Raw genomic sequence first — 16,040 nt, 5'->3', positions numbered from 1 at the left:
AAATTTATCCGGCCCTTGAGACAGAGAAATCTCACTTCGAGGATAAAGAGGTAAGGGAGAGAACGAAGCAGGTTCATGGGAATTACAATTTAGAGTTGAACAAAACACCGATGCTTTCCCCGATCCTCGCGGAAAGAGATAGGATCGCCTCGGGAGGAATCTGGCGGATGACCTTTCCGTTGCCGTCGAGGACCTTGATGATGACTATCCCCGACTCCCGGTCCGGGATGAACTGGAGGTTGTAATCGATGCTCCTCATAAACTCGTTGAGATTCTCCGCAACCTGTCGGATATTCTCCTCCTGGGCTTGGGTGATCTTCGATCCGAACTCCCCTGAAGGAACCTCCCTGTCTAAAGGAGGGGAGGCCTTGTTTGTCCGTTTTTCAACCGGCTCCGAGGAAGCGGTCTGAAGTTGTGCGGCTTTAATGGCGGGGATCTCCATCTCAGCCCCCTCCCTGAGAATCAAGCGAAGGGGGAGGCGAGGAGCTTTCCACCTCCCCCTGGGTTAGGGTTATCGTCCGCCAAGTAAGGCCAGGATGCTCTGCGGGGCCATATTGGCCTGAGCCAGCATGGCCGTGCCCGCCTGCAGCAGGATCTGGTTCTTCGTGAAATTGACCATTTCGAAGGCCATATCCACATCCCGAATCGTCGATTCGGAGGCCGCGATGTTCTCCACCGAAATGGCCAGGTTGGCTGCCGCAAACTCCAGTCGGCTCTGAGCCGCACCGATCTCCCCTGCTACCGCGTTCACCCGATCGAGGGCGGTATCCAAGAGGTTGATTCCATTCTGAGCGCCACTGAGAGTTGAGATATTGAATGCACTCAGTCCCAAATCACTTGACTTCAATCCCCTTGTGGTAGTAACGGTGATCCGATCTTCGGTCGGTGTATTGCCGGATCCGATCTGGAATGTGAAACTGGTTCCGGTACTGATCATTGCAGTGTTGCCATATCTCGTATCCGAGGCGATCCGGTCGATTTCGTTCAACAAAGCCGTTGCTTCAGCCTGCAGTTGGGTCCGGCCGTTATCGTCGGTGTTGTCCGAGGCTGCAAGCGTCGCAAGCTCCTTCAACCTTTCGACAATGGTCTCGATCTTCTGAACCCCTCCCTCAGCGAGCTGGAGCATCGCTGTCGCCTGGGAGACGTTCTGCTGGGCCATCCGGAGGCTTCGGACCTCCATTCTGAACTTATTGGCGATTCCGAGGCCGGCCACGTCATCTTTTGCTTTGTTGATTCGGTAGCCCGATGAGAGCCTTTCCATGGAGACCGCCAACCTGGCATCGGTATCGGCCAGCTGACGATGCGCGTTTAACGCCGCCACATTGGTGTTAATTCTAAGCGCCATAGTCTCTCCTCCTTGGATAAAAGATTTCCGGGCGTCCCTGCCCGGGTTTAAAATGTGTGGTGAAGGAAAGTCCGGACTTTCTTCACCTTTATTATCGTCAGAGGAGAGGGAAAACTTAAATCCCCCTTTTCGCCTCTAAAAGACCCGAGGGCGCCCCGTGGATGGCCAGGGCCTCTTCGATCTGTTCCAAGACGGTTTTTAGTTGGCCATGGGATTTCCCCAACTCGAAGAGCCTCTCCATCCCCTCCCGGGAAGGACTCATGAGAAAGGAGAGGGCGTGAGCCTTCAGAGCGTTCTGGATCTGCCCTTTCTCGAGAAGGGCTTCCCCGATCGTTTGATATAAGAGGCTCACATCCTTGAGGCTTTCGATGACGAAATTCCGAGGGAGGCAGAGAAATTTGAGCAATTGATCGCACTGCTCCACCAAGCGATCGGGATCGTAGAGACAAAAATAGATTTCTCCCAGGGCGAGCCTCACATCGAGGAGGTTTGGATCAAGCTCGAGGGCCCTCAGAAAACATCCAATGGCCTTCTCGTAATCCTTTCTGCGATGGTAAAGATGTCCGAGGTTGGTGAGACTCTCCAACCTCTGGGGGTTCAACGCCAGGGCTTTTTCATAGGCCTTTTCCGCTTCTTCAGGGACGCCCGCCTTCCATAAGGCGAGGCCGAGATTGGAAAAAGTGGTCTCCCCGGTTCCCCCCTCCTCGATGACCTTTCGGTAAAATTGGGCTGCTTCGAGAAAAAGCCCTTCTTGGAGGCATCGATTCCCCATCTCCTCCAGGCACTTTGGGTGAGTTCGGGGTTGGGAGAACAAAGCGTGAAGCTTCTCTTCAGCCTGAGCCATCCCCCCCAATCTCCGATAACTCAGCCAGAGGACAAAATAGGGATAATGGGTAAGCCAATCGAGGCTTACGGGAATCGTCCCTACCCTTTGGGGAACCCTCAGGAAGGCGGACATCTCATCGATGGCCTTCGGATACTCTCTCATCCGAAAGAATAAGTCCCCCTTGTAAAAATGGAGGAGAGGACTTCCTTCTCCGAGGGCAGCCGCCTCTTCGAGCAGGCGGTTCGCTTCTCCATAGTCACCCATCTCCATCTCCCACTGTGCTAGAAGAAGGGTTGCCTCGAAGCAAAAGCGCCTCTCATTTTGCCGGACTTCGGGGTGTTGGACGACCTTTGCCATATGGCCGATGGCTTCCTTAAACCGGTTGAGTCCTGCCAGGGTTCGGGCTGCTTGATAATGCAGAAAGACATTTTCAGGGTCCCTATCGAGGGCGGTCTGTATCATCCTAAGATTTCTTAGGGATTTTCGGAGCACCTCCTCGGGGGTTTGGTATCCTTGGTGCAGGATCTCTATGTCCGTTTCGACCATCCTCACACCGAGGAGTTTGAGGCGTGGAAAGATCTGTTCGTGAATCGGGCCTTCGAAATAGACCCCCTCGATCTTCGGAAAGATCCTCAACTGCTGAAACTGGGTCTCTCCGTCCACCTGGGATAGGTTCCGAATGAGGAAGAAGTAGGCCTCGTCCTTTGCGGGCGTAAGGCGCCCTCTGAGTCTTTCGAGTTTCCGGATCTCCCCCGGATCCATCCGGTCATCGGCATCGAGCCAAAGGATGTAATCGCCCGAAGCATGCCGGATCGACTCGTTCCGGGCAGCGCTGAAATCGTCCCGCCAGGGGAAGTCAAAAACCTTTGCCCCCAACCCTGTTGCGATCGTTTTGGTATCATCCGTTGAGCCCGTGTCCACCACGACAATCTCCTCGACCACGGACCGGAGCGGGTTGATGCAATCGCTGATATTTCGGGCCTCGTTTCGTACGATCAGGCACAAAGAGAGGGTGGCGGGAGGAGGAAAATGGGAGGACGTGGGCTTGCCACGGCGTTCTCTCTTTCTCATAGAGATGCCCTCCTCTCTTTTTCGGCCCCATTCAACCGTTGGAGTTCCGAAAGGATCTCCCCAACCTCTTTCTGGCTCGGATCGAGCTCGTAGGAGCGGCTATAGACCTCCTCCGCTTTCCTGAAATCTCCTCTCTGGATGAGACATTGGCCGAAGCGGTTGAGCAAGGAGAGGGAATCCGGTCGGAGGGCCAGGGCCTTCTCGAAAAGGGACTTTGCTTCTTCGTAGTCCTCCTTGGCCAGGAGGCATAGGCCGAGGTTTTCCAAAACTTCGGGATGTTCGGGGCTGAGAATCAACGCCTTTCTAAATAGGGAGATCGCCTTTTCGATCTCCCCCTCTTGGAAAGCGATGACCCCTAAATTGTTCCACCCATCTATTTCCATGGGGTTCCGATTTAAGAGGCGTTGGAAGACAAGACGGGCCCCTTCGAGATCTCCCGTTTTGAAAAGGGCCTCTCCGAGGGAGAGGGAGAAATCTTCTGGAAACAAGGGATAAAAATGCTTCGTCCGTGAATACCCCTGATGGAGGATCGGGGTCAGATCCAGAGGAACTCCGTAAGGGACCTCCTTGGGAATCCCCCACTTCTTCTTAAAAACCTCCCAATTTTTGAGGAGGCTTTCCCGATAGTCGATCCCCGCCCCTTCGAAGGTCTTGTGGCCGAAGTGGTGGACGAAGCATCCCTCGGCGATCCAGGATTCGAACCCGGCCAGTTTCGCCCTGAGACAGAAATCGTCGTCCTCGAAGTTTCCAAGGCCGAAGCGCTCGTCCAACCCTCCTATCTCTTCGATCACCTCCCGCTTGATGAGCATGCAGAACCCGACGACCCTCCAGAAGGGCCTGGATCTTCCTCGGTTCCTCTCCGAAAACTCAAGGGCAAATCCCTCGAGGCCCGACAACGAGACGGGATCGTAGCCGATCTTCTCGACCAGCTGGGGACCGGAGACGGAATTGGTCATCGGCCCGACCAAGCCGATTTCAGGCCTTTTCTCTGCGATTTCGGCCATGGCCCTCAGCCACCCAGGCGTCACGACCACGTCGTTATTCATCAGAAGGATGTAATGGCCCCTTGCCTCCGCCATCCCTTGGTTGTTCCCCCTTGCAAAACCCAAGTTCTTCTCGTTTCGGAGGATCTTGAAACGCCTACAAAAAAATGGGCGCTTGCCGGAGACCTTCTTCTCCCTCTTTTTCCGCGCATCCGTGACCCTCATTACCTCCCCGGCTTCGCTCACCTCCAGACGCCACCCCCCGACCTTCTGCCTTCCCTCCCGAACCTGTCTGAGGTATTCCAGCGTCCCATCCGTCGAACCGTTATCCACCACGATCAATTCGAAGGGGATGTCTGTATGCAAGAAAAGGCTCTCGAGACACCTCTGGGTGTATTCGATTTGGTTGCAAACCAACAAGACGATGGAGACCAACCGATCTCGGGGGTGAGGAAAAACCTTCTCCGATGGGAAAGGATCTACTTGGTGAGACCCTCCTTTGGGGGGTTCCACTTCCCCGGGGTCCGAGGGAGAATCCAGGAAGGTGTGGGAGGAGACCCTGAACCCCTTTTTGACGATTTCCGAAAGAAAGGCCGCGTCCTCGAAATGGCCGAAGCAGTAGTGCTGGTGGAATCCCCCCGTAGCCTCCCAGAGATCCCTCCGAACCAGCAGGAGGCTTCCGGATGGGACCCTTGACCCGGAGCCCCCCAAATGGAGGGAGCTTTCCGGAGGAGAGGTCCTTTTCGAGCTGACCGCGCCCAGATCTTCGAAGGATTGGGCTTGGCGGAGCAGGCCGGCCAGCCATTCGGGAGAGACTTCGGTATGCTGGGAAAGGAAGAGCAAAAATTTCCCGGATGCCATCTTTGCCCCGAAGCGGCAGGCCTCGACGTATCCCAACCGGTCCTTGTTAAAGGTGGTCTTCAGAAGAGGGCTCTTCAACTCTCCCAGGAATTCGGCCGTCCCATCCGTCGAGGCATCGTCGATGACGAGGATTTCATACCGGACCTCTCGAAGGGATCGGATCAAGGACTTCAGGCACTTCTCAACGATCCCAAGGGCGTTGCATACCGGAAGGACCACCGAAACAAAGGGAGCCTCACCCCCCGCCTCTTCCGGCCTTCCCTCCAAACCCTGTGCCCTTTCCAAGGGAACCTCTATCCCCCCGGGCCTCTCTCGGAGGATCTCTCCACAGAGACGGATCGCCTCTTCGGGGTGTCCCGTCTCGAAAAGGAGATCCGCCAGGTTCCTCCTGAAGTCCACGTCGTCGGGGGCAAGTTTCACGGCCATTTCCAAATGGTGTCTCGCTTTTTGGAACTCCCTCTCCCGGAAATAGAGGACCCCCAGGTCGTTATGGGCAGAGGCATGGAGGGGCCATAAGTTCAACAATTTCTCCAGGCCCGCAATGGCCTCCTTCAGCCGGCCTCTCTCGACGAGGGATGTGCAGTCTCGATAGAGGGCATCCGCAGAGATCCAATCGGGTATGGGATCGGCCGCCCACAAAGCCCTTCGGGTCGCCTCCAGGTACCCCCTTCCAAATCTCTGGTCCGGTTCGAGATGGTTCCCCTCCGCCCACTCGTTCCAGGCGTTAATGAAAACCAGATTTTCCTCAGGGGAGGGAGGATTCCAAGTGAGAAGGACCTCTTTGAGCCAACGTTCGTATCGTTCTGGAGTGGAGTCGATGAAGATGACGGCCCCAGATCTCCTTCTCGCCGCATTGTCCCAAGAGGGCGTGACGCAGGGAAACCTCTTGTAAGGAACGGGCGGTTTCCGGAGCATTCTTTCGACAATGTCCCCGTAGCGGTAGACCATGTGTCGAAAATGGGAAGGATGCTCCAGGATCCTCTCTCCCAAACGGGTCCAGTCTGGCTGAAACTCGACACAGGCATCGAATCCCCAAAGAGCGGGGTCTCCGTGCTCTTCCATAGTGCACTCAACCTTGCAAAGGTAGAGTTCCCCGAGACCCAGCCGGCGGGCCTCGTCTCGCCACACCTCGGTGGTCCGTTTGGGATCGGGCAGGAGGCTTGCCCGATACACGAGGAAGAGAGGCTTCCCGTCCACTCGGATGTAGCGCTCGTCTCGGAAGACCTCGGCCAACCATCGAATGTGCCGGAGGTCGTCCTCTTCGCTGTACTCCTGCTTCAACAAGACCTCTCTCTCCTGGCCATCCCAGGCCCGGGTCCAGTTTTCGTTGGCCCAGCAGAGACAGAAGGGGAAGTCCGGTTCCCCGGTCCGCAACACCTCTTCGAGGGGCCTCTCCAACAATCGCTTCCCCAGGAACCAATAGTGGTAGTAACAGAACCCGTAGATCCCGTATTCCCTCGCCAGTTCGGCCTGGGCCTTCCGGGCCTCGGGAAGGCGGAGATCGTAAAAGCCGAGGTCGGCTGGCAGATGGGGTTGGTAATGGCCTTCAAATAATGGCCTTGCTTTTGTAACATTGGTCCACTCTGTAAATCCTTTTCCCCACCATTGGTCATTTTCTGGGATGGGATGATATTGAGGTAAATAAAACGTAATCAGACGAATCTTGTGGGGCTTTTTTTCTTCCTGGAGATGAAACATCATTTTAGGGTTAGTCTTTTTTCCTCTCTCAAAAAAGGCCTGCTTCTGATAAGACTCAGGTGCCAAAAAAGAATTAGTGTTTCTTTGATAATTGACTTGTCCCGATTTCGCCCTCTCTGAATTTGAGATAACTTCGATTTGACTCCTCGCGGGCTCACTCTTTAGGTGGCTCGTTTCTTCTTCCGACCAATGAGAAACACTATTCTTTAACTCCTCCTCTTTCTCTTGTTCCCTTTGAAAATGATTCATGAGGCGATCCATATTAAACTCTGGAAATATATCTTTTAGTGTATCTAATAGATACGTTTGGTGATCTTTATAGGCGATAAGTGGCTTGATCTCGTTATAAATACCAATAATTGACCTATATAAAATGTAATCTGCTGGCAATGGTTCCAAGTAAGTCCACTTGGGATCGATAAAATGCCAAAGGCCGTGCTCATCCCTTTTGATATTCCAAAAAGTGTAATCAAATGCCTCCCCATCTACCTCAGGATATCCCTCTCGATCTTTTTTTCCAGTCCCATAATTGATGATCAAATTGTTCAATAGTTCTCTTAGCAAATTGCGAAAGGATTGCAGGGAATCATTCCGGAGGATGGAAAGATAGGCTTCGTTCAATAGGGATTCTCCCTTGATCCATTTTGACGAAATCATTTTGATATTTAATTTTTTTAAGGTCATCTCCGTCTTCGAATGATACAGAAATTTTCTTTCTACTTGCGCCTCTGCGTCTGGTTTTTTTACGACGTCGATAACATGGTGCAGCGCGGGATTATTTTTGGCATAATCCCAATATTTCCTAATCATATACCTTGTTCTCAAATTTTTCTGCTCATTTTTTGAGCAAAGGATTAGAAAAGAATTCGACAATTGAAATAGGAGCCGAGTTTTAATGGCTGATTCCATTCTAAGCGCATCGGGATAATCATACGGCCTCTTGTCCATTGGGTAATTTTCAAAATTACCCCTTAAAAGTCCTGTTGGTTTTAATCCATAAAATTCATCATCTTCTCTTATAATTAATTTTGGGGCTTTCCAATTTGGAAATAGATGGTAATATTGAGTATTTTTAAACCCTGCTAATTTTAAGACCGCCTCCAATCCATCTCGGCTAAATATCAAAGGAGCCTCTTCTGAAGACCCTTTGCAGTCTAAAAATATTTTTTGTCGATGATCTTGGAGGCCGTTAATGGGGAATTTCATGCCATAGGGATTGTCTAAAGCAATTAACATTATCCCTTCGTTTTTTAGGCTGAGATAAATATTATTGAAAAAGGAGGATAGAGAGACTTTAATATTTTCATCCCCATCACTTAAAAGGTGGTTCAATACGCCTAATAAAATCACCAAATGATAATCTTCATGGGGATATTCCAAATCGAAAATGTCTCCAACAAATACTCTGATGTTTCCCATTTTCTCCGTTTGCAAGCTAAGATTTTTGGCTCGATCTAAATCTATTTCAACGGCATCTATCTGCCCATAATAGCCTGAGAGAATTTGATTGATTCCCACTGAGCTCGCCCCTAACTCAAGCGCTTTTCCACCGGAAGGCAATAATTCTTTTATTGCATCAATAAGATAGATTCGTTCGTCAAATAATAGGGACGTCTCATTATTTGTATCGAGGGGATCATGACTTGTAGGTTGCTTTTTTCCGATCTTTTCTTGAGGAGACTCTTCCTTTTTCCCCTCGCTGGGGAGATTTGAAGAACGATCTGGAAGATAGATGCGATTGAACGAATCGTATTGAAATTCACTTAATTTCATTGGAAATCCTTTCGTTCCAAAATGGTTATCATGTTGAGAACATTTTTCCAGCGGCCTCGGGGCATGCATCGGTTGGCAGCCCTCCGGCTCAATCGATGAGGAAATTCCATTTATTTATTTTCAACCGAACAGTCATAGGTCGCCTTCCCCCTTAAACTTGATTGGAACATCCGTTTCTTGTGGTATTCCCCGTGAGAGCAAGATAATCTTTAGCTATCTTATTTTCTGGATCAAGTTCTAATACTTTTTTGAAATAATAAGACGCTTTGGACAGAGAACCTAACTGGAGGTAACAATACCCGACTTTTAAATAATCATCGGTTTGTTCGGAGCTTTTCGCCAAAATTTCTTGATATAACTTTATGGCTTGGGGATAATGATGAAGCTCGAGAGAAAGGTCGGCCAGGTTCTTTTTAAAATCATAATTCCAGGGGTCAAGGGTTATGGCCAACTCAAAATATTTCATAGCCCTCTGAAGGTCTCCTGTCCTATAATAGAGCACTCCTAAATCATTATGAACGAGTGCATTATTGGGAAACTCCAGCAATACTTTTTCTAAATTTAGGAGGGCCTTTTTATTAGGATCTGATTCGCCAACACTCATCCTTTCGACAATTTCTTGGTATTCCTTTTTAAGAATCGGATGATTACCTAACTCTGTATGTAAAATTTCCTCGAGCTGCCGTTTCATCATCGCCAGATTTTTGGAATAGATATCTTCGGTCAACTTGGGGATCAGAATCCACGGGTGATCCTCCTCTTTATGGTCACCTTCAAACTTAGCGCTCGATCCGATGTAGTTTTTTATTGAGGAATCTTCATCGTGGTTTAACGTCAGATAATGTCTCCACCACTTAGCCGCTTCAAGAATGTTGCCATGCTTTTCATGGAGAGTGGCTAATATCTTCGCACACTCTGCAAAATAAGGATCCTCATCAAGGGCACGACTTGCATAAAGCAATGCATTTGCCTCCTCACCCTCGGAAAAAAACCTTTGAGCAATTTCGGAGAGGCAAGAGGGGGGCAGGGATTTTGGATCCATATTGATTTCGCCTAACGCCATTTGTAGATCGGACAGATTACCATATTTGCATAGATTGGAAATCCAAAGGCGGACCCATTCCCGGTTCCTCCCTCTCTCGTCGTAAAGGGCCTTTAAAATATTCGGAGGGAGGACCTTGGATAACTCATGAAAATGGTCATCAAGAAAATGATCACCCAAATCAATAAAGATCGAGAAGGTCCAATCTGGGTGAAGGGCGATGGAGGTGGATAGAAATTGTTTAACTAGGGTCGCTCCCTGGTTTATCTTTTTTGTTTCAAAACACTCTCGAATTAATCGACATAGGAGACCCTTATTTTCCTTGATATACTGGGGAATCGAAAGGGCAAAGTCGATGGACTCTTCCCGATTGATGAATTTGAGGTAATAGATCCAAAAACGTATTGACTCATCTTGAAATGTTCCCAAAGTGGGAAGAATCTCTTCGGCTTTTTGGTATCGTCCCGCATTGCAATAGGCTAAAAATTTTTCCTCAGATGATGAAAATGTCGGTTCCTCCAAGGTGGTGAAAAGAATATCCACTGTATCCCAGTTCACAGGCTTCTCTTTTCTACTTTTCAGTAACGTCTCGATCAATGGAGAGAATTGAGGGAAAATAGGTTCAAGAGTATTCCGTAACAACAATCCCATATCATAAGGATCGCAGAGATCGTTTTTTGGAGAACAGTCCTCTGAAGTTTTCTCTTTTCCATTTAGCCCTTCAAGGGGTCTCTCTTTAGGCCTAGCCCGCCCAAAACTTATCAACACCGGCCTTTTGCCGGATATCAAAAGGTGGTCTGCACAAATATTCCTATGCTCGATCTCACTCGAAGTTAAGGCCTTGAGTATTTTGATGCATCCTCCTACAAATTCCTTTGCCTCTGTGAAGTCCCATGCCGATATCATCGGATGAGCTTCAGACAAGGGGGTCCCCTCAATATATTCTTCTTGGAAGATGGAGTACCCCTCATATTCCTCGTACCCCCACGCCTTTGGGAAATATTCCGAGTTCAACTTGCTCAAAATCCTAAATTCATGTTTTGCGAATGAGCCACTGGCTTGTTTCACCAGAAAGGGCTCTCCCCTTTCAGAAAACACTTTATACACCCGTGAAAAGACAGGCTGACCATTGTCATCCCGCCGGTAGCCCTGATTTACTACATACTCAATTGGATAAAGCATAGGTAAAGTCGGTCTAACTGTTAGATCGACCGGACAAACATAATGAACGTTGTTATCAGACAATATTTTTTTTAGATAGGACATAAGAGAGGGACCTTGAATGGAGCGCCAGGGCCATTTGGCCAAATGACTGGATAACCATTTCAATCGATCGAGATATCCCTCCCCCACATATCCTTTGTGGAAAAGGATATGGTAAGCAAGCCCAACCAAATGATCTTCTGGATGTAACACCCAAAAGTTTCTGAAGCGAACCCTCCGATTGAGCATCTGGTAGGCAAGAATATCTGGGAAGTAGCCATCTCCAGGTTGACGAAGGTCTACGAGAATGTAAGATTGCTCTCCTTCTGGGCCCATTATCATAACCCGTCGCTGGACTCTATAGGGGAGTTGGGTAGTTGATTGTGCATTTACGAGTTCGCAAAACCTTTCAACATGGTCTGGGTGAATGATTAAATCCAGATCGCTGTGTGGCCCAACTTCAACCTTTTCTGGAAGGTTTTCCCAGTTTCGAAGCACGGCATAAATGATTTTTTGTTGATCGAGCAGATCAAACACTTCTGATAGAGTTTTAGCTTTCAAAGCCACCAATTCTCTATAGGCTTGGCTTATGATTTTCGCAAACTCAAGGAATTCGGCATTACCCATCTCGATCCGAAGATCACGAAAATGGAGATGGATGAATGAGTCTTCTTCATGAAAATAAGAATCCCATCCTGTCGGATATTTTTTGTAAATATTTTCACAGAGTTCAACCAAAAGTTCCTGGGAGCTATGATTAGGATTTAATAGCGTCCTTCCCAACTCAAGATGGTGATGAGACTTCGGTCTCCCATGTCTGGAATAAGTTTCATCAATTTCCTTAAAGGCTTGTGTTAACTTTAAAAAATCTTCCCATTTAAATTCATGCCGGATATTCCTAATATGGAAATGGAAGGTTTCACAGCATTCTGCCACAAACCTTTCATTAAAAATGGTGCGTTGGGGAACCTTTCCTCTTCCTAAAATCTTCAATGTTTTTCCCATGGTCCTCCTATTCCTAATTCATTTTAACTTATCGACTTATTGATTCATTCCTTTATTTCTTTAAAAGCCTCTTTTTACAACTTTCCCTAAGTAAAAACCGATCGAGTTCACTTATCTATTTAGGCAAGGTTCATGCCAGATGACTGCAATGTAAATGCTTAAAATTACAAATAGTTATGCTTTTTAAATTTCTGAATAAGGTAAGAACATCCATTTCTTTAGTGTGAGAAAGGAAATTTTTGCCGCTCTTGGAAAAAAGGTTAAAGTTTTTCAGGGGGGAGCCGATAAGTATGATGAACGAGAAGGCCATGATCCTCACCGACTACCATGTCCAGCACGTCTTGAGGGCTTATACCCAGCAGCTTTCGGCGAAGTCCCGGATTTCTAAGGACAAACTCGCCAAGCAGGCGGGGCAACGGGACGAGGTGACCATCTCCAAGGAGAGCAAAAAGATGTTGATCATCGACAAGATCGCCGAAGAGATCATCTCCCAGCTGGTCAACGGGTCGCCACGAAATGAAACGGGGAAGGCCATCCTGAACCGGTTGAGCCAGGAGTACGGAAAGCCCCTTGATGTCACCTCAGAAGATGGCCAAGGGATGGTTTTCAGAATCCTTTCTGAGAACAATGGGGGATACCAAGAGTATCTCTCGCCCGAGGAGAACAAATTCCTCAAGGATAAACTGTATGAGGTGACGAAATCGTTCATCCACGAACATCTCATCTGAGCGGGAAGGAGCGAGGCATGAAAATATCAGACCTTCATCAGAAGAACCCTTTGCAGAACGTCCCTCAGTCCCAATCCACCCCTCCACCGGAGAGGCCTTCCAAGGCCGGGGAAATGGAGGCCAAGCCCTTGTCCGGAGATCGCGTCGAGTTCTCGGCCCGCTCGAAAGAGATGCAGAAGGTTTACGAGGTCCTCCGATCCACCCCTGACATACGGGCGGAGCGGGTCGCGGAGCTGAAAAAACAGATCGAGGAAGGCCGCTACCATGTGGAAAGGGACGCCCTTGCCGAGAAGATTATAAAAGAGTCTCTTCTCGATCTGCTTTAAGACACAAAAAAACTTCTCCTCCCATCCTCCTCCTTTGGAAAAGCGATGGGTTTTCTGAAAATTAAAGGAAAGCCCTGAGGATCATCCGAAGATCCTTCAGGGCTTTTGATTACTTTGAAGCGGAATCGGGTGTCGGTGAGAGTAGGCGCTCCGGTAGAGGACGAGCTGTTTCGCCAATCGTTTCCGAAGATTGATGACGATCGGTCCAAGGAGGTTGGCCGTGATGACGGGCGGGCCATTGGAGAGATGGAGATTGACCACCACCAAGGTCTGGACCTCCTCGGGATGGCCTTTGAGCTCGAGAACCTCGGCCTCTTGAGGATCGATCTCAAAATCGTAGTCGGGTTGAAACCAGAAGGGGTCGGTCACGACGAAGGCCAGGTGGCCGTTATCGACCGACTGGAACCAGAGGAAGGGGGATTCCTCGCTGTGTTTTAAAAGGACAAATCGCTTTTCGTCAGGGAAACCGATCATCCCATCGGGAAGATGGAGGATCTGATCCTCTGCGATTTCGATCATTCCGAAACGGTCCGTAAAAAGCTGCAACCGAGTTTACTCCTTTCTCCCGAGGCAAAGATGGAGGTGGTGAGGCTCGACCCCTGAGGCCAGACGGTTCTCCTCAACGATCTTTTGGAAGATCTCTTCGCGGAACACCGGAGTCTCCGTCGGGGCCTCAATTCCAAGACGAACCTGCTGTCCCCTGATCTCGATGACATGGATCTTGATCCGCTCGCCGATGACGATCGATTCCCCGACCTTGCGGGTCAGAAGGAGCATCCCTCACCTTCCCTGGCCAATAGACCCTGATCCGACATCGTGTGCCTATTTGAAATAATTGAGGATCGTCAATTCGGCAATCCTCGTCGAGGCAAGAAGGGCGGCCTGATAAGCCAGTTCCTTCGCCCTCAACTCCGTGATCACCTTCGCATAATCGGCATCCTCGATCTGGGAGAGGCGGTCCTTCAGATCCAAATCGAGCTGGTGGAGGACCTCCCGCTTTCCATCGAGCCGGTTCGTCTTCGCCCCGATGTCCGCCACCTCGTTATTGAGGTAATCCTGCACCCTTCCTAATTCCCCGATCTCCTGGCGGATTCCCTCTCTGTCGTTGGTCTGGAGGGCCTGTTTCAACCTCAGGAGAGAGGCGAAGATCCCGGAGTTCATCCAGACCCGCTGACCGTTCTTCCCGATCGTCAAAGTCTCATCCCTGCCGATGATGACCTGGAAATCGTTCTCATCCCCTCGGTACTGGACCGTCTCGACTCCGCCGGCCTCTATCTTGGCGAAGGGGGCTGTCTCCGTCCGATACCCGGAAAAGATGTAGGCCCCTCCCAGTCTGGTATTGCCCAGAGAGATCGCCTGATGGAGGAGGTGATCGATTTCAGTCGCTCCAAAGGATCGGGTCTCGGCCGTCTGCGTGTCACTGGCCATCTGAACCGCAATCTCTTTGGCGCGGTCCAACAGGAGAAGGGCCTGGGTGAGGACAGATTCGCTCAAACTCAACCAAGATTCCCCCCGTCTCATGTTCCTCTGATATTGCTCGATCTGGGCCAGGCCGGTTCGGAGGTTGAGCGATTCGAGGAGGGAAAGGGGATCATCCGAGGGTCGGTTCAGATTCTTCCCCGAAGAGACCTTATCATTCACCCGCTTCAGCTCCTCGGTGAGCCTGAGGATCCTCTCCTGAACGAATTGATAGAACGATCGGGTGGCCACGCGCATCGTCTCACCTCTATCTCATGGCAAGGAGGGACTGGAGCATCTCGTCGGTGATCGTCACCAGCTTGGAGGCCGCCTCGTGGGCCCTCTGGATCTTCATCAACTCCACCATCTCCTCCTCGAGATTGACACCGGAGACCGAATCCCTTAAGGCCGTGAGGTGATCCATCAGGGCCTTCGTAAAATCATGGTTCTCAGAGGCTTCGTCCACAAGGATGCCGATCTCGCCCACCATCATCCGGTAATAGTCGTCGAGGGTGCCGATCTGGAGGGTGCTCGAGATGGAGAGGCCCCGTTGGGCGTAGTTCCATCGCCGAAGCGAGAGGGACCCATCGGTCTGGAGCGAGACGATTCTCAAGGCATTCTCGTTGTCACCCGGGGCGCCAGGAGCGCGGGCGGCCGCCACATTGACCGGCAGGCCTCTCACCTCGTCGCTCAAGCGGATATAGGAGGCCGCCCCCGTAAAATCATTCAAGTGAGGGGTCTCCGGAGGGGCTTTGAAGGGGGCGAAGAAATTCAACCCCGTCTCCCCCCCAAGGGTATACCCTCTCACGTGCAAGGCATTGACCTCCCGGATCAGGGCTCCGGCCAGCTCATCCAAATTGGCAATGGTCTGCGGAATGAGATCATCCCTCAAATCGAGCCAGGCCCCGATCTTTCCCCCTTGAATTTTTTTGCTTATGTCATTGGGGATGTTGTTCCAGTAGATCGCATCCCCTTCCATCCTTAACTGCCAGTAATGCTTCCCGTCGACCAGGATCATCCCGTCGGGGGTCATCACGGTCCAGGCCCCGTGCGCATCGGTCACATAGACATTCCCTAAATACTCGGAGAGCCTCTCCAGATGGCTGGAACGCTGATCCCTCAGATCGTTGGCCATCGTCTGGTTCGACTCCGCAAAGACGATCTTCTCATTCAGCTCTGCGATCTGCCGAACCAGCTGGTTCACCTCCTGGAGAGAGATCTTCAGGTTGGTGTTCATCTCGCTCTTCATCTGATGAAGGGATTCGCTCATCACATGGAATTGCCTCGTCAGCACCTCCCCTTTGGCCAGGAGGGCGGTCCTCTCGGAAATCCCGTTGGGGGAGCTCGCCACATCCTGCCAGGCGTTCCAGAATTCGTTCAGGGCCTGAACCAAACCCTGACCCTTGGTCTCATTGAAAATGACCTCCATCTGAGACAGGACGGAGGCCCGGGTCTCGTGCTCCTTCAGGAGGGAGGTTTTCTGATGGATGCTGCGGTTCACAAAGGGATCGACGAACTGGACCACCGATTCGGCCTTCACCCCCATTCCGATCTTCAACCGGTTCGCAAAATAGGGAGGATTGGCCTCGAGGATCATCCTCTGTCGGGTATAACCCGGTGTGTTCACATTGGCGATATTGTGGCTGATCACGGTCATCGCCTTCTGGTTGGCCAGGAGGGCCCCCTTGGCAATGTCGATGACGTTCCGGATCCCGCTCATC

At 50.5% G+C, this 16,040-nt stretch carries 11 protein-coding genes and 1 pseudogene; 2 read left to right on the top strand and 10 right to left on the bottom strand.

Annotated features, from left to right (window positions below; genetic code table 11):
- Positions 1 to 82 precede the first annotated feature (82 nt).
- The 6 genes and pseudogenes from N3G78_06385 to N3G78_06360 form a co-directional block, all read right to left on the bottom strand.
- The gene (locus N3G78_06385) at positions 83 to 442 is read right to left on the bottom strand and encodes a flagellar protein FlaG (GenBank protein ID MCX8117536.1); all 360 of its coding nucleotides are present in this window, start codon (positions 440 to 442) and stop codon (positions 83 to 85) included.
- A 69-nt stretch (positions 443 to 511) separates the two neighbouring features.
- Positions 512 to 1,345 (bottom strand): flagellin, encoded by an 834-nt coding sequence (locus N3G78_06380; protein ID MCX8117535.1) that lies wholly within the window; start codon positions 1,343 to 1,345, stop codon positions 512 to 514.
- A gap of 115 nt (positions 1,346 to 1,460) precedes the next feature.
- The gene (locus N3G78_06375; protein MCX8117534.1) at positions 1,461 to 3,242 is read right to left on the bottom strand and encodes a tetratricopeptide repeat protein; all 1,782 of its coding nucleotides are present in this window, start codon (positions 3,240 to 3,242) and stop codon (positions 1,461 to 1,463) included.
- Positions 3,239 to 5,725 carry a glycosyltransferase gene (locus tag N3G78_06370; protein ID MCX8117533.1) on the bottom strand — a complete coding sequence of 829 codons (2,487 nt, stop codon included), beginning with the start codon at positions 5,723 to 5,725 and terminating at the stop codon, positions 3,239 to 3,241. The genes N3G78_06375 and N3G78_06370 overlap by 4 nt, the downstream gene beginning before the upstream one ends.
- A pseudogene (locus tag N3G78_06365) lies at positions 5,723 to 6,784 on the bottom strand (glycoside hydrolase family 99-like domain-containing protein). Before N3G78_06365 ends, N3G78_06370 begins: the two are co-directional and overlap by 3 nt.
- A 1,924-nt stretch (positions 6,785 to 8,708) precedes the next feature.
- Positions 8,709 to 11,807: a tetratricopeptide repeat protein gene (locus N3G78_06360; protein MCX8117532.1), complete on the bottom strand. Its 3,099-nt coding sequence runs from the start codon at positions 11,805 to 11,807 to the stop codon at positions 8,709 to 8,711.
- 293 nt (positions 11,808 to 12,100) lie between these two features.
- Here N3G78_06360 and N3G78_06355 point away from each other — a divergent pair, with 293 nt between their 5' ends.
- Positions 12,101 to 12,535: a hypothetical protein gene (locus tag N3G78_06355; GenBank protein MCX8117531.1), complete on the top strand. Its 435-nt coding sequence runs from the start codon at positions 12,101 to 12,103 to the stop codon at positions 12,533 to 12,535.
- Between the two features lie 17 nt (positions 12,536 to 12,552).
- A complete protein-coding gene (gene flgM / locus N3G78_06350; GenBank protein ID MCX8117530.1) occupies positions 12,553 to 12,861 on the top strand; it encodes a flagellar biosynthesis anti-sigma factor FlgM in 309 nt (102 codons plus the stop codon).
- Between the two features lie 96 nt (positions 12,862 to 12,957).
- Here flgM and N3G78_06345 read toward each other — a convergent pair whose 3' ends face one another.
- The 4 genes from N3G78_06345 to flgK are packed head-to-tail and all read right to left on the bottom strand — an operon-like array spanning position 12,958 to position 16,039.
- The gene (locus tag N3G78_06345) at positions 12,958 to 13,380 is read right to left on the bottom strand and encodes a flagellar assembly protein FliW (GenBank protein MCX8117529.1); all 423 of its coding nucleotides are present in this window, start codon (positions 13,378 to 13,380) and stop codon (positions 12,958 to 12,960) included.
- A gap of 33 nt (positions 13,381 to 13,413) precedes the next feature.
- Positions 13,414 to 13,638: a carbon storage regulator CsrA gene (gene csrA, locus N3G78_06340; protein MCX8117528.1), complete on the bottom strand. Its 225-nt coding sequence runs from the start codon at positions 13,636 to 13,638 to the stop codon at positions 13,414 to 13,416.
- Between the two features lie 45 nt (positions 13,639 to 13,683).
- Positions 13,684 to 14,577, bottom strand: coding sequence for a flagellar hook-associated protein FlgL (gene flgL / locus N3G78_06335; GenBank protein MCX8117527.1), 894 nt, complete (start codon positions 14,575 to 14,577; stop codon positions 13,684 to 13,686).
- Positions 14,578 to 14,587: 10 nt separating this feature from the next.
- Complete coding sequence (gene flgK / locus N3G78_06330; GenBank protein MCX8117526.1) at positions 14,588 to 16,039, bottom strand: flagellar hook-associated protein FlgK; 1,452 nt, start codon at positions 16,037 to 16,039, stop codon at positions 14,588 to 14,590.
- Position 16,040: the final 1 nt, after the last annotated feature.

Source organism: Thermodesulfobacteriota bacterium (assembly GCA_026415035.1).
GTDB lineage: Bacteria > Desulfobacterota > BSN033 > BSN033 > UBA1163 > RBG-16-49-23.
This window is presented reverse-complemented; position numbering and strand designations above follow the sequence as displayed.